13 protein-coding genes are annotated in these 13,742 nt (G+C 43.7%); 11 read left to right on the forward strand and 2 right to left on the reverse strand.

All coding sequences use genetic code 11. The annotated features are described in order from the left end of the window. The first annotated feature begins 39 nt into the window (after positions 1-39). The 10 genes from pstC to hemN all read left to right on the forward strand — a co-directional run bounded on the left by pstC (position 40) and on the right by hemN (position 10,033). A complete protein-coding gene (pstC, locus tag PR709_RS11105) occupies positions 40-996 on the forward strand; it encodes a phosphate ABC transporter permease PstC (RefSeq protein ID WP_004923595.1) in 957 nt (318 codons plus the stop codon). Position 997: 1 nt separating this feature from the next. Beyond that, positions 998-1,879 carry a phosphate ABC transporter permease PstA gene (gene pstA, locus PR709_RS11110; RefSeq protein WP_004923598.1) on the forward strand — a complete coding sequence of 294 codons (882 nt, stop codon included), beginning with the start codon at positions 998-1,000 and terminating at the stop codon, positions 1,877-1,879. A gap of 37 nt (positions 1,880-1,916) precedes the next feature. After that, positions 1,917-2,693 (forward strand): phosphate ABC transporter ATP-binding protein PstB, encoded by a 777-nt coding sequence (pstB, locus tag PR709_RS11115; RefSeq protein ID WP_004923601.1) that lies wholly within the window; start codon positions 1,917-1,919, stop codon positions 2,691-2,693. A gap of 13 nt (positions 2,694-2,706) precedes the next feature. Next, on the forward strand, positions 2,707-3,423 hold the full coding sequence (phoU, locus tag PR709_RS11120) for a phosphate signaling complex protein PhoU (RefSeq protein WP_014657010.1): 717 nt from the start codon (positions 2,707-2,709) through the stop codon (positions 3,421-3,423). Between the two features lie 308 nt (positions 3,424-3,731). Continuing rightward, positions 3,732-4,562: an ABC transporter substrate-binding protein gene (locus tag PR709_RS11125; protein WP_004923605.1), complete on the forward strand. Its 831-nt coding sequence runs from the start codon at positions 3,732-3,734 to the stop codon at positions 4,560-4,562. A 102-nt stretch (positions 4,563-4,664) separates the two neighbouring features. Next, positions 4,665-5,417, forward strand: coding sequence for an amino acid ABC transporter permease (locus PR709_RS11130; protein WP_004923608.1), 753 nt, complete (start codon positions 4,665-4,667; stop codon positions 5,415-5,417). Between the two features lies 1 nt (position 5,418). Further along, the gene (locus PR709_RS11135; RefSeq protein WP_004923612.1) at positions 5,419-6,171 is read left to right on the forward strand and encodes an amino acid ABC transporter permease; all 753 of its coding nucleotides are present in this window, start codon (positions 5,419-5,421) and stop codon (positions 6,169-6,171) included. 215 nt (positions 6,172-6,386) lie between these two features. Next, positions 6,387-7,721, forward strand: a complete 1,335-nt coding sequence (locus tag PR709_RS11140; protein WP_004923617.1) for an NCS2 family permease — start codon at positions 6,387-6,389, stop codon at positions 7,719-7,721. Between the two features lie 200 nt (positions 7,722-7,921). Continuing rightward, positions 7,922-8,449 (forward strand): Der GTPase-activating protein YihI, encoded by a 528-nt coding sequence (yihI, locus tag PR709_RS11145; RefSeq protein WP_004923620.1) that lies wholly within the window; start codon positions 7,922-7,924, stop codon positions 8,447-8,449. Positions 8,450-8,659: 210 nt separating this feature from the next. Continuing rightward, entirely contained in the window at positions 8,660-10,033 is a 1,374-nt protein-coding gene (hemN, locus tag PR709_RS11150; RefSeq protein ID WP_004923626.1) for an oxygen-independent coproporphyrinogen III oxidase, read from the forward strand. A gap of 38 nt (positions 10,034-10,071) precedes the next feature. On the opposite strand, the gene ampC is transcribed toward hemN, so the two are convergent. Then, positions 10,072-11,226 carry a class C beta-lactamase gene (gene ampC / locus PR709_RS11155; RefSeq protein WP_004923631.1) on the reverse strand — a complete coding sequence of 385 codons (1,155 nt, stop codon included), beginning with the start codon at positions 11,224-11,226 and terminating at the stop codon, positions 10,072-10,074. A gap of 173 nt (positions 11,227-11,399) precedes the next feature. Here ampC and PR709_RS11160 point away from each other — a divergent pair, with 173 nt between their 5' ends. After that, complete coding sequence (locus tag PR709_RS11160; RefSeq protein WP_004923634.1) at positions 11,400-12,278, forward strand: LysR family transcriptional regulator; 879 nt, start codon at positions 11,400-11,402, stop codon at positions 12,276-12,278. A gap of 12 nt (positions 12,279-12,290) precedes the next feature. Here the strand turns inward: PR709_RS11160 and glnG are convergent, their stop codons facing one another. Beyond that, the gene (glnG, locus tag PR709_RS11165) at positions 12,291-13,736 is read right to left on the reverse strand and encodes a nitrogen regulation protein NR(I) (RefSeq protein ID WP_004923638.1); all 1,446 of its coding nucleotides are present in this window, start codon (positions 13,734-13,736) and stop codon (positions 12,291-12,293) included. Between the last annotated feature and the right edge of the window lie 6 nt (positions 13,737-13,742).

Below are 13,742 nucleotides of genomic sequence, written 5' to 3' on the forward strand. Positions count from 1 at the left end.
TCCTACTAAATAAAGTAGGTGTAGGATGAGACAAAGCGCATGGCCGAAAAAACAACGGCATTTAAAGCACCGAGCAAGTCAGGCGATGTGATATTTGGCGCATTAGTCAAAATTGCCGCGCTAATCACTTTGTTAATGCTTGGTGGCATCATTATTTCCCTTATTTTTGCCTCGTGGCCGAGTATGCAAAAATTTGGGTTTTCGTTTTTATGGACTAAAGAATGGGATGCTCCCGCTGAGGAGTTTGGTGCGCTTGTGCCTATCTATGGCACCATCGTCACATCACTGATTGCCCTGATTATTGCAGTACCCGTGAGCTTTGGTATTGCTCTTTTCTTAACTGAACTTGCACCTAATTGGTTAAAACGCCCATTAGGGATTGCGATTGAGCTTCTCGCTGCCATTCCTAGTATCGTTTATGGTATGTGGGGGCTGTTTGTTTTTGCGCCGCTGTTTGCGGAATATTTTCAAGAGCCTGTCGGCAATGTGATGTCGAGTATCCCAATTGTCGGTGAGCTTTTCTCAGGTCCTGCATTCGGGATTGGTATTTTGGCAGCAGGTATTATCCTCGCCATTATGATCATTCCTTATATTGCCTCTGTCATGCGTGACGTGTTTGAACAAACACCTGTCATGATGAAGGAGTCAGCATATGGTATCGGTTGTACTACATGGGAAGTGATCTGGAATATTGTTCTGCCTTATACACGTAACGGTGTGATAGGTGGGGTAATGTTAGGTTTAGGGCGCGCGCTTGGTGAAACAATGGCGGTGACCTTTGTAATTGGTAATACGTATCAACTGGATAGTTTCTCGTTGTTTATGCCGAGTAACAGTATTACTTCTGCATTGGCGAATGAATTTGCCGAAGCGGAAGGTGGTCTACATACCGCTGCGCTGATGGAACTTGGGTTAATTCTATTTGTTATCACCTTTATTGTTCTGGCGATATCAAAACTCATGGTTATGCGTTTAGCGAAGAACGAGGGCCGTTAATATGTCGACATCCGATAATATTGTCGTTAATCAAAAAGAACGAGCCCGTCGTCAGGCATGGCGACGCCAAGTTAACCGAATCGCTCTGTTTGTTTCGATGCTAACGATGGCATTTGGGCTGTTCTGGTTAATTTGGATTTTGTTCTCAACCGTTACCAAAGGGTTCGATGGCATGTCATTGAACTTGTTCACAGAAATGACTCCTCCACCGAATACGGAAGGGGGCGGCCTTGCTAATGCTATCGTAGGCAGTGGGCTGTTGATCTTGTGGGCAACGGTCGTGGGTACACCGCTTGGGATCTTAGCAGGCATCTATTTGGCAGAGTATGGTCGTAAATCATGGCTAGCTTCTGTAACGCGTTTTATTAATGACATTTTGCTTTCAGCACCATCGATTGTGGTGGGGCTATTCGTCTATACCATTGTGGTGGCGCAAATGCAGCACTTCTCTGGCTGGGCTGGCGTTATCGCATTGGCGTTGTTGCAAATTCCGATTGTTATCCGTACCACTGAAAACATGTTGAAGTTAGTACCGGATAGCTTACGAGAAGCCGCATATGCGCTAGGTACGCCAAAATGGAAAATGATTTTATCGATTACGCTTAAAGCATCTGTCTCCGGGATCATTACAGGTATTTTGCTGGCTATTGCTCGTATTGCGGGGGAAACCGCACCATTACTGTTCACATCACTGTCGAACCAGTTCTGGAGTACGGATATGAATGAGCCAATTGCTAACTTACCCGTCACTATCTTTAAATTTGCGATGAGCCCGTTCTCTGAATGGCAACAACTGGCATGGGCAGGGGTTCTATTAATCACCCTATGTGTCTTGTTAATTAACATCGTCGCACGTGTTGTGTTTGCTCAGAAAAAACACTAACCCCGGATTGAATAAAGATTTATAGAGAGAAGTTGCCATGATTAATGCAAATGATATTGCAAACAGTAAGATTAAAGTACGTGACCTTAATTTTTATTACGGGAAATTCCACGCATTAAAAAATATCTCATTAGATATCGAAAAAAATAAAGTCACCGCCTTTATCGGCCCATCTGGTTGCGGTAAATCGACCTTACTGCGTACCTTCAATAAAATGTATGAGCTGTACGGTGAACAGCGTGCGGAAGGTGAAATCTTACTTGATGGTCAAAATATTCTGACAGACAAACAGGATATCGCTCTGTTACGTGCCAAGGTCGGAATGGTATTCCAAAAACCAACGCCATTCCCAATGTCAATCTACGATAATATTGCATTTGGTGTACGCCTGTTTGAAAAACTCTCTCGTGTAGAGATGGATGAGCGCGTTCAATGGGCATTAACCAAAGCGGCTTTGTGGAATGAGACCAAAGATAAATTACATCAAAGTGGTTATAGCCTATCTGGTGGTCAGCAACAGCGTCTATGTATCGCACGTGGTATTGCTATCCGCCCAGAAGTGTTATTGCTTGATGAGCCGTGTTCAGCTCTTGACCCAATTTCAACAGGGCGCATTGAGGAGTTGATCAGCGAACTCAAATCTGAATACACCGTGGTGATCGTAACTCACAATATGCAACAGGCTGCGCGTTGTTCTGATTATACGGCCTTTATGTATTTGGGTGAGCTGATTGAGTTTAATAATACAGACAAGATGTTCACCACACCTGAAAAGAAACAAACTGAAGACTACATTACTGGTCGTTACGGTTGATATGGAGCCGACTATGGATACGCTGAACCACAACAAACATATTTCTGGGCAGTTCAATGCTGAACTGGAACATATCCATACAGAGTTGATGACAATGGGAGGGCTGGTTGAAGAACAGCTCACCAAAGCTATCACAGCGATGCATAATCAGGATGAGGCTCTTGCGCGCGAAGTTATCGAAAATGACCATAAAGTCAATATGATGGAAGTGGCTATTGATGAAGAATGCGTGAAAATTATCGCAAAACGCCAGCCGACAGCGAGCGATTTGCGACTGATTATGGCAATTTCTAAAACGATTGCCGAACTTGAGCGTATTGGTGATGTTGCCGATAAAATTTGCCAAACTGCATTGGAAAAGTTTTCTCACCAGCACCAGCCGTTATTGGTGAGCCTAGAGTCATTAGGCCGTCATACTGTGCAAATGTTGCATGATGTCTTAGATGCCTTTGCACGCATGGACTTGGAAGAAGCCATTCGGATTTATCGAGAAGATGAAAAGGTAGACCAAGAATACGAAGGGATCGTGCGTCAACTGATGACGTACATGATGGAAGACCCAAGGACTATCCCAAGTGTACTGACTGCGCTGTTTTGTGCTCGCTCTATTGAACGTATCGGTGATCGTTGCCAAAACATCTGTGAATTTATTTTTTACTATGTCAAAGGCCAAGACTTCCGTCATGTAGGTGGTGATCGCTTAGAAAAGATGATCACTAAGAAGGAATAACGAGGTAATGCCGCCAAGGGGCCGCCTCACGGTGACTCCTTGGTACAAACTTTCTTTTTCGTCTGGGGTGATACCCGCTCTAGTCAACCTTTAAACATTTCCGTTTTTCCTTTTTGTTATAAGAAAAGGCTATTCATGGTTTAGACCATAATTTAGGGCGTCTCCGATGGTGTTTGCCCTTTTTTTATATCCGCATTCTTATATTCTTTTTTGATATAAATATATTAACTAATAGTATTTCAAGAAATAAGCGTTCCTTGATAACTTGGGATGGTCAATTTACATAAGTTTACCGTCAGAGGTGTTCAATGAAAGCTCGCGTTTTAACTACCGCACTACTTGCAGGCCTTGCGCTGGTGGCCAATGTCGCCAATGCAGATAAGCTGGATGATATTAAGCAAGCGGGTGTGATCCGTATCTCTGTTTTTGACAGTAACCCACCATTTGGTTTTATTGACCCACAAACGAAAAAACTCGCGGGCTATGATGTTGATATCGCACAGGCGATAGCGGATGACCTTGGCGTCAAGTTAGAGTTGCGTCCAACCAACCCAGCAAACCGTATTCCACTACTGACTTCAGGTAAAGTCGATTTAATTGGGGCAAATTTCACTATCACTGATGAACGTGCTAAGCAGGTGGATTTTTCTATTCCTGATTTTGCAACAGGGCAAAAGTTTATTGCGCGCAAAGGGGTATTGAAGACGCCTGATGATATCGCACCTTTACGTATTGGTGCCGACAAAGGTACCGTGCAAGAAGTGACATTACGTGAACGTTATCCGAATACAAAAGTCATTTCTTATGATGATACACCACAGGCATTTGCGGCTTTACGCAATGGTAACGTACAAGCAATTACCCAAGACGATGCAAAATTAGTGGGATTACTTGGTAACTTACCTGAGAAAGTCAAAGCAGATTTTGAAATCTCTCCATTTAGCATCACTCGCGAATATCAAGCGGTTGCTGCCGCTAAAGGTGAAACACGTTTAATCGAAAATGTGAATAACACGTTGTTGAAGCTTGAAAAAGAAGGCAAAGCAGAACAGATTTATAACCGTTGGTTTGGCCCTGATACAAAGGCCGCTCAACCTCGCGGTGAGTTCAAATTTGCACCACTGGATCAGCAAAAATAATAGGCGTTCTCTTTCGCCGATTCCATGCTCACTGGTCGATAAGCATAGAATAAATAGCCCCGCATATTATCGCGGGGTTCTTAGTTATAAAAGGCAGCACTTATGTTTGAAAAATTAACGAGCGGCGAGTTTCTTTCTGAGCATTTTTTAGCTCCCGAGTATTTGGAATGGTTTGGTTATGGTTTTTTACTGACCCTCTGGATCTCCATTTGTACCATTATCGCTGCAACGTTATTAGGTTTTGTGGTTGCTGCGGCAAGGGATAGCCAAATTGCTCCGCTACGCTGGATTGTCGGAGTGTATGTTTCCGTTTTTCGCAATACCCCGTTGTTGGTTCAACTCTTTTTCTGGTATTTCGCTTCCGGTGAAATTTTATCATCGGATATGATGGCGTGGCTTAATACTCCCCACGAAATCACATTTGCGGGGATGGCGCTCAGTTGGCCTTCGTTTGAATTTTTAGCGGGTTTTATTGGCTTAACGTTATATACCGTACCATTTATTGCCGAAGAAATACGCTCCGGTATCCGTGGTGTACGACAAGGCCAAAAATATGCCGCTTTTGCGCTGGGTTTAACAGGGTGGCAAGCGATGAAACATGTGGTGCTACCCCAGGCCGTTAAAATAGCCATGCCACCTCTTCTTGGGCAATACATGAATGTCGTTAAAAACTCCTCTTTAACCATGGCGATTGGTGTGGCTGAGCTATCTTATGTATCACGTCAGGTTGAAAGCCAAACACTACAGACATTTACGGCATTTGGCCTAGCCACTGTGCTGTATATTGCGATTATCGCGGTAATGGAAGGTTGGGGGCAGTGGCGAGCGCAACGTAATTTAGTGGAGAGTGTGTAAGATGGATTTTTCAGTCATTGAGCAAAACTGGCAGTACCTTTTGTTTGGTGCGTTTCCAGATGGCCCTATTGAAGGTGCCGCATTAACATTAATTATCAGCTTGGTCGCGGGGGCAATGTCGATTGTATTCGGTACGCTTGGTGGTGTTGCCTTAGCGATGTTACGTGGTTTCTGGATGAACCTGTTCGCTGCTGTTTTAGGCTTTTTCCGCGCCATTCCCGTCATTATGCTGATTTTTTGGACTTATTTCTTTTTGCCCGTTGTGCTCGGAACCGAAATACCGGGTATCGCCTCAGTGATTTGCGCTCTCGCCTTAATCACGTCGGCGTATTTGGCCCATGCGGTTAAGGCGGGCATTTTAGCAATAGGCAAAGGGCAATGGCAGGCTGGCTTATCGTTAGGTTTTAGCCGTTGGCAAGTGCTTTGGCAAATAGTTTTACCCCAAGCATTACGCATGATGGTGCCATCGTTTATTAACCAATGGGTTGCGCTGATTAAAGACACGTCTTTGGCTTACATTGTGGGCGTTGCTGAACTGTCATTTTTGGCAACACAGGTGAATAACCGTGAAATGGTTTATCCACTCGAAATTTTCTTATTTGTCGCGTTTATTTACTTTGTCATCTGTCTGACATTAGAAATTGTCGCCAACTTGATAGCAAAACGTTTAAGCCATCATCGTGGGGCTAAACCATTTGCTGCGAAGCGGTCATTACTCTTTTGGCGCAGGCAGAAGCTACTCGCCTTATCGTAATCATCATAATGTGGCGGTGCAAATGGCGCCGCCACGATCACGCAAAAATTTCTTTTTTCTGTAAATTCCAATTCATCTTGCTGTATCAGTAAGTTATCGCACTTTTGAGTATTATCATCACGCAAACGTTTTCTTTTTTTCATTTTAACGGTAACACTCTCGATTTGTTTGTTGTAGGATAGGGCGAAAAAAACTTTTTTTGGGCGCAATATCTAATGAGTAATCAATCTTCTGGCTCTGTGCAACAACAGGGTCTGTTCCAACGCGTGTTTAAATTACAAGAACACGGAACAACGGCGAAAACTGAAGTCGTTGCAGGTTTTACAACCTTCCTCACAATGGTCTACATTGTCTTTGTTAACCCTCAAATTTTATCTGTCGCAGGGATGGACATTAAAGCCGTATTCGTAACGACCTGTTTAATTGCGGCTATCGGCAGTATTTTGATGGGGCTATTAGCAAACCTACCTATCGCGGTGGCGCCAGCAATGGGGCTAAATGCCTTTTTTGCTTTTGTCGTCGTTGGGGCGATGGGGTATTCATGGCAAGTTGCGATGGGCGCTGTGTTCTGGGGCGCTGTGGGTCTCTTTATTCTAACACTCTTTCGTATCCGCTACTGGATCATTGCAAATATTCCATTGAGTTTGCGTGTGGGGATCACCAGCGGTATCGGTCTATTTATTGCCATGATGGGGCTGAAAAATTCAGGTATTATCGTGGCGAATCCAGACACTTTAGTCTCCATTGGTAACTTCACCCAACATAACGTTTGGTTAGGTGCTCTGGGCTTTTTCATTATTGCAATTTTAGCTGCCCGTAATATTCATGCAGCAGTATTAGTTTCCATTGTGGTCACTACCTTGATTGGCCTTGCATTAGGCGATGTGAAGTTCAACGGCATCTTCTCTTTGCCGCCTAGCATTACCAGTGTAGTGGGGCAAGTCGATATTTTGGGATCACTGGACTTGGCGCTGTCTGGGGTCATCTTTGCTTTTATGTTGGTTAACTTATTCGACTCATCCGGCACAATGATTGGGGTTACGGATAAAGCTGGCATTACTGATGCTCGCGGAACATTCCCGCGCATGAAGCAAGCACTCTATGTGGATAGCTTAAGTTCTGTTGCCGGCTCTGCAATGGGAACATCATCGGTAACTGCTTATATCGAAAGCTCTTCGGGGGTATCTGTTGGTGGGCGTACTGGTCTGACTGCCATTGTGGTCGGGGTGTTATTCCTATTAACCATGTTTATTTCTCCTTTAGCGGGTATGGTTCCTGCTTATGCAACCGCGGGCGCGCTGATTTATGTTGGCGTGTTGATGACATCCAGTTTAACGCGTGTGAAGTGGGATGATTTGACGGAGTCGGTGCCTGCATTTATTACTGCGGTCATGATGCCATTTAGCTTTTCGATTACAGAAGGTATTGCATTAGGCTTTATCGCTTACTGTGCAATGAAGATCGGTACTGGTCGTTGGCGCGACTTAGGGTTATGTGTTGTTTTAGTTTCCATTTTATTTATTTTAAAAATGGTTTTAGTCGACGCCTAATCACCTTCCTTATCTAACGGCTCCCTTCTTGGAGCCGTTTTGTCATCAAATACTCTTAATTGCTATCAATTCGAGCTATAATCAATAAGACTGACAAGCAAAATGCAAAAAACCGTTTTAATTGCTGCTCAAGTGCTTTCACAGCTTGAGGGATTCTGCTAGATTCCGCAGCAGAAACTGACTTATCAAGGTATCAGACCATGAATTCACCAAAAAAACCGGCAAGTAAAACCGCCAGCAAAACCAAGAAAAAGTACCGTAAAACAAAAGAAGAGCTTAATGCAGAAGGGCGTGAGCGCAAACGCCAGAAAAAGCATCGTGGTAATAAATCAGGGGCGCGTTATCAAGAAAAATCAACGAATAGCAAGTCTGGAAATCAAAATCAGGCCCTAGACCCACGTGTGGGTAGCAAAAAACCGATTCCGTTGGTTGTTGATGATAATGCGGTGGTAACACGCCCAGCGCCCGCTAAAGAGCCGGCAGTAAAAGTTAAATTATCACCAGAGCAAGAGCTTGAAATGCTTGAGCAGGACGATCGTTTAGATAGCTTGTTGGCGCGTTTAGAAGATGGTGAAACGGTGACAGCGGAAGAGCAGGCGTATATTGATACTTGTTTAGACCGCATTGATGAGCTGATGTCTATTTTAGGTATTGAACTGACCGACGACGATGAAGAAGAAGACGAAGATAAACTGGATGACATTATGCGTATCCTGAAAAGTAAATAATCGTTTTTCTATCTCCTCCGGTGCACTGCTGGAGGAGGTTTTGGTTAAAATTCATTCAAGTCATGCGACTTTTGGTGCTGCATCAACTCTCTCTTGCCAATCACAAGTTATAATTTCTTTTATGTTATTATGTCGTGTATATAAGTTCGCCAATAAAAAAGCATAAGATACAGCCTGTAAGTAGGTATTCGGCGCAATTGAGGAATGTTAATGTCAGAGCAAAATATCGTTTGGGATCTCTCTCTCATCCAAAAATATAATTATTCAGGGCCACGCTATACGTCATACCCGACAGCTTTGGAATTTAACCAAGAGTATGATGAGAGTGCGTTTGTGGCTGCAACTCAACGCTACCCTGAAACCCCATTATCGCTCTATGTTCACATCCCTTTTTGCCATAAGCTTTGTTATTTTTGTGGCTGCAATAAACTGGTGACACGGCAAAAACATAAAGCAGATGAATACTTGCAGGTCATCGAAAAAGAGATTATTCAACGTGCAGCCTTATTAAAAGGGCGAACCGTTACACAGATGCATTGGGGCGGCGGCACACCTACTTATCTCGATAAGGCTCAAGTTAGCCATTTGGTCACTTTGCTCAAAACACACTTCCATTTCTCTGATGACGTTGAAATGTCGATAGAGGTAGATCCCCGTGAAATTGAACTGGATATGATAGATCATTTGCGCAGCGAAGGGTTCAACCGCCTGAGTATGGGGGTGCAAGATTTTAATAAAGACGTTCAGGTTTTAGTTAACCGCGAACAAGATGAAGATTTTATTTTTGCGCTCATTAATCGAGCAAAAGAAACGGGGTTTACATCAACCAGTATTGACCTGATTTACGGTCTACCAAAGCAAACCCCAGAAAGCTTTGCTTTTACCTTGAAAAAAGTGATTGAACTGTCACCGGATCGTTTGAGCGTGTTTAACTATGCTCATTTGCCTAACTTGTTTGCGGCACAGCGTAAAATTAAAGATGAAGACTTGCCAAGTGCTGAGCAAAAACTGGATATTTTGCAAGAAACCATCGCGACCTTAACCTCAGAAGGCTATCAGTTTATTGGTATGGATCACTTTGCCAAACCACAAGATGAGTTAGCCGTTGCACAGCGTGAAGGGATTTTACATCGCAACTTCCAAGGCTACACCACTCAAGGGGATTGTGATTTATTAGGATTGGGCGTATCGGCGATCAGTATGTTGGGTGATAGTTATGCGCAGAACCAAAAAGATTTAAAAACCTATTATGCGCAAGTAGAAGAGCAAGGGCATGCTTTGTGGCGTGGGTTAGTGTTAACCAATGATGACTGCTTACGCCGAGATGTGATAAAGACACTGATTTGTAATTTCCAACTTCATTATGCGCAAATTGAGGCGCTTTATCCTATCGAGTTTAAACGCTATTTTGCAGAGGATTTAGCGCTGTTAAAACCGATGGAAGAAGATGGCTTAGTCGAAATAACAGAAACCGCGATTAAGGTGACTCCTCAAGGGCGCTTGCTGATCCGTAATATCTGTATGTGCTTTGATGTCTATTTGCGTAATCAAATGCGTCAACGCCAATTTTCTCGTGTTATTTAAATACATGGCTCCATATTACAATGGAGCCGTTTGAGTATTTAGCGTTCGATTTTCTCTAGTAACTGGTAAGTCGCTGTAATGCGCTGAGGAATAGGTATCCATTTATTGGATAGCATAACAATGGCAATCTTCTCTTCTGGAATAAATATCGCGTATGTCGCAAAGCCATTGCTAGAGCCAGTCTTGTTATAATAAGCGCGTACTTCTGGCGCCATGGCTGGCTTAATCAATTCCACTTTTTGTGGTTTGAGAGCCATATCATCACGGTTGCCTTGCAGTAATTGTGAAAGCGACACCGGCCATGGATAGCTTTCCCACATCATATCCTGCACAAACGAATCGGTTAGGTAAACGCCAGTATGGGTGTTTTCAATCGCTTCTTGCCAAGTTTTCGCCACTTTAATGGATTGCATATTGATTTCTAAATAACGGATCAAATCTTTGGCATTGGACTTTAGGCCATAAGCCTCTGGACCAAGGATTGCTAGGTTTAAGCGAACAGGCTGATTTTGCTTATTGTAGCCTTGTGCGTAATATTTCTCTTGGCTTTTGGGAACATGGATATAAGTATGTTTTAAGCCAAGTGAAGGCAGCATCAATTTTTCCATAGCCTGAGAAAAAGGCATATTAAGTTGCTTTGCCGTCACGATACCAAGTAACCCAACCCCTAAATTTGAATAAGAACGATATTGTCCAACCTCATTGTCAGGAAGCCATTTTTGATAATACGCCATTAATTGATCGTTGGTTTTGATATCGCTAGGTACAAATAGCGATAACCCTGATGTATGGGTGGCTAAATTCATCACGCTAACATTATCAAAAGCACTGCCTTTTAATTCAGGTAGGTAATGACTGACACTTTGGCTAAAGTCGAGTTTTCCTTGAATTTGCGCATAAGTTGCCAGTGTTGCGGTAAAGGTTTTTGATAAGGAGCCAATTTCATACAGCGTCCTATCAGAAACAGGAATTTGGGTCTGTTTTGACTGAACACCGTAATGGTAAATAGCTTGTTTGCCATTCACTGAGATGGCAACAGACATACCCGGGATCTGTTCTTGTTTCATCAGGGGCTTGATAATGTCATCGACCTCTTGCTGTGTAAGGGCAAAGGCGGAAATCGATGTCATTGCTAAACTTAAGGCGATAAAAAGCCGCCCCTGACGAAAAATATTTTTCATAGAGTTATCCATTAAAGTAAAAGTTTTAGTTATTGATAATTAAAATTCAGGTATTCTAATTTCCACATGCCTTAGATGCTGAGGCATTGATTAATACCGTATTGTCCGATGATGAGCAAAGAGTATGCCTATTTTAAATTCTGATTTGAAACGATATAAAATTCGATGAGGTAAAAGAAAAACTTATGTCAGGGAATTATCGTCATCGTCTCCCTTTGAATGCGTTGAGAGCATTTGAAGCTTCAGCGCGGCACCTAAGCTTTACAAGAGCAGGGCTGGAGTTGAATGTGACCCAAGCCGCTGTGAGTCAGCAGGTACGTTTGCTGGAAGAGCAGCTTGGACTTGAGCTATTTATTCGCTTACCTCGGGGGCTGGCTCTGACCGATGAAGGGTTGGCTTTACTTCCTGTACTCAGCCGCTCATTTGACCAAATAGAGTCATTGTTACAACAATTTGAAGATGGGCATTACCATGAAGTCTTGAGTGTCTCCGTTGTCGGTACGTTTGCAGTAGGTTGGTTATTACCACGCTTACCCGCTTTTGCTGCATTGTATCCTTATATCGATTTGCGCATCATGACGCACAATAACGTGGTTAATTTAGCAGCTGAGGGGGTTGATTTTGCGATCCGTTTTGGGGAAGGATTGTGGCCATTAGCAGAAAATACGGCGCTATTTTCAGCGGCTCATACCGTACTGTGCTCTGAAAAAGTGGCCAATAAGTTAACTCATCCATTAGATTTAAAAGATCACAGTTTGATGCGCTCTTATCGTAAAGACGAATGGGAAAAATGGCAGATAGCAGCAGAGCTTGAGCCATGGCGAGTGAAAGGGCCAATTTTCGACTCTTCGCGCTTAATGGTTGAAGCTGCGCTGTTAACGGATGGCGTGGCGCTGGCTCCAAGTTGTATGTTCGAGCACGAATTGAGCGCCGGTACATTGGTTCAACCGTTTGATATTAGCGTCACTTTAGGGGGATATTGGCTGAGTCGATTGAAATCACGACCGATAACCCCTGCAATGGCTATCTTTCGTCATTGGCTACTTGCAGAGGTGCAGAAATAAGCCTGTGGTGATTTACTCGATACCCAACTCTTTTAATTTGCGGGTGAGAGTATTTCGCCCCCAACCTAATAAACGAGCCGCTTCTTGTTTGTGCCCATTCGTATATTTGAGGGCGCAATTTAGCATGGTATGCTCCATTAGAGGAACGGTTTGAGCTAATAAGTTTTCTTTACCTTCAGCTAATGCACTGTGTGTCCACTGCTCGAGCAGTTCAAACCATGATGGATGATGACTTGTGACAGACTGACGTGCTGCTGGCTCCTCGCTAGCATCGTCCGGTTGTGGGCTATCCAACAGGTCCTCTGGTAAATCTTGCGGTAGAATTTCTTGGCTAGCCGCCATAACCGTTAACCAGCGACAAACGTTCTCCAATTGCCTCACGTTACCGGACCAATGATAGCGTTGCAGAATATGTTCACTATCTGGATGTAGTACCTTACTATCGACACCTAGCTCTTTGGCAGTATTTTGTAAAAAATAATGGGCAAGACGTGGGATATCTTCTGTTCTTTCACGTAATGGTGGGAGCTGTACACGGATGACATTTAAGCGATGAAATAAATCCTCACGGAATAGCCCCTCTTTAACACGTTTTTCTAGATTTTGGTGTGTTGCTGCGATAATACGCACATCGACTTTTACCGGAGTATAACCGCCGATACGATAAAATTGCCCTTCCGCAAGAACTCTCAATAGTCGTGTTTGTATATCTAGAGGCATATCGCCAATTTCATCAAGAAATAGTGAGCCGCCATTAGCTTGCTCGAAACGGCCTTGCCTAACCTGTGTGGCGCCAGTAAAGGCCCCTTTTTCATGACCAAATAGCTCTGACTCAATGAGATCTTTAGGAATAGCCGCCATGTTGAGAGCAATAAAAGGGCCGTTGGCACGGGGGCTATGCTGATGCAGTGCATGTGCAACTAATTCTTTACCTGTACCGGACTCACCATTAATCAGCACACTAATGGATGAGCGAGAGAGGCGACCTATGATCCGATAAACCTCTTGCATAGCAGGAGCTTCACCTATCATGGTGGAAGAGACACTCTCCGTTTTCTGTTTCGAATCACGTTCGAGGTGGTTTTGTTCTCGGCTATGGCTCAAGGCACGTTCGACTAAAGCGACGGTTTCATCAATATCAAAAGGCTTAGGTAGGTAATCAAAAGCCCCCGATTGATAAGCATTTACCGCTGCATCAAGATCAGAGTGTGCCGTCATAATAATAATGGGAAGCGATGGGTGCGACTGCTTTAGCCGATTAAGTAAGGCTAAACCATCAATACCCGGCATACGAATATCTGATAACAAAACATCAGGGCAATCATGCTCTAAAGCGGCAAGAACAGCATCGGCACTGTCAAAGCAGGTGCAATGAAAAGAGGCACTATTTAAGGCGCGCTCAAGCACCCAACGAATAGAACTGTCATCATCAACAACCCAGATTTTTCCCTGCTGCATTGTTAT

This window comes from Providencia sp. PROV267, assembly GCF_028477825.1.
Taxonomy (GTDB): domain Bacteria; phylum Pseudomonadota; class Gammaproteobacteria; order Enterobacterales; family Enterobacteriaceae; genus Providencia; species Providencia stuartii.

What these genes read in the sequence shown, in the direction of transcription:
- PR709_RS11140 (WP_004923617.1), top strand. Translation starts at nt 6,387, where the DNA reads ATGAGTAATCAATCTTCTGGCTCTGTGCAACAACAGGGTCTGTTCCAA.
- phoU (WP_014657010.1), top strand. Translation starts at nt 2,707, where the DNA reads ATGGATACGCTGAACCACAACAAACATATTTCTGGGCAGTTCAATGCT.
- pstC (WP_004923595.1), top strand. Translation starts at nt 40, where the DNA reads ATGGCCGAAAAAACAACGGCATTTAAAGCACCGAGCAAGTCAGGCGAT.
- hemN (WP_004923626.1), top strand. Translation starts at nt 8,660, where the DNA reads ATGTCAGAGCAAAATATCGTTTGGGATCTCTCTCTCATCCAAAAATAT.
- ampC (WP_004923631.1), bottom strand. Translation starts at nt 11,226, where the DNA reads ATGGATAACTCTATGAAAAATATTTTTCGTCAGGGGCGGCTTTTTATC.
- PR709_RS11125 (WP_004923605.1), top strand. Translation starts at nt 3,732, where the DNA reads ATGAAAGCTCGCGTTTTAACTACCGCACTACTTGCAGGCCTTGCGCTG.
- PR709_RS11135 (WP_004923612.1), top strand. Translation starts at nt 5,419, where the DNA reads ATGGATTTTTCAGTCATTGAGCAAAACTGGCAGTACCTTTTGTTTGGT.
- pstB (WP_004923601.1), top strand. Translation starts at nt 1,917, where the DNA reads ATGATTAATGCAAATGATATTGCAAACAGTAAGATTAAAGTACGTGAC.
- yihI (WP_004923620.1), top strand. Translation starts at nt 7,922, where the DNA reads ATGAATTCACCAAAAAAACCGGCAAGTAAAACCGCCAGCAAAACCAAG.
- pstA (WP_004923598.1), top strand. Translation starts at nt 998, where the DNA reads ATGTCGACATCCGATAATATTGTCGTTAATCAAAAAGAACGAGCCCGT.
- PR709_RS11160 (WP_004923634.1), top strand. Translation starts at nt 11,400, where the DNA reads ATGTCAGGGAATTATCGTCATCGTCTCCCTTTGAATGCGTTGAGAGCA.
- glnG (WP_004923638.1), bottom strand. Translation starts at nt 13,736, where the DNA reads ATGCAGCAGGGAAAAATCTGGGTTGTTGATGATGACAGTTCTATTCGT.
- PR709_RS11130 (WP_004923608.1), top strand. Translation starts at nt 4,665, where the DNA reads ATGTTTGAAAAATTAACGAGCGGCGAGTTTCTTTCTGAGCATTTTTTA.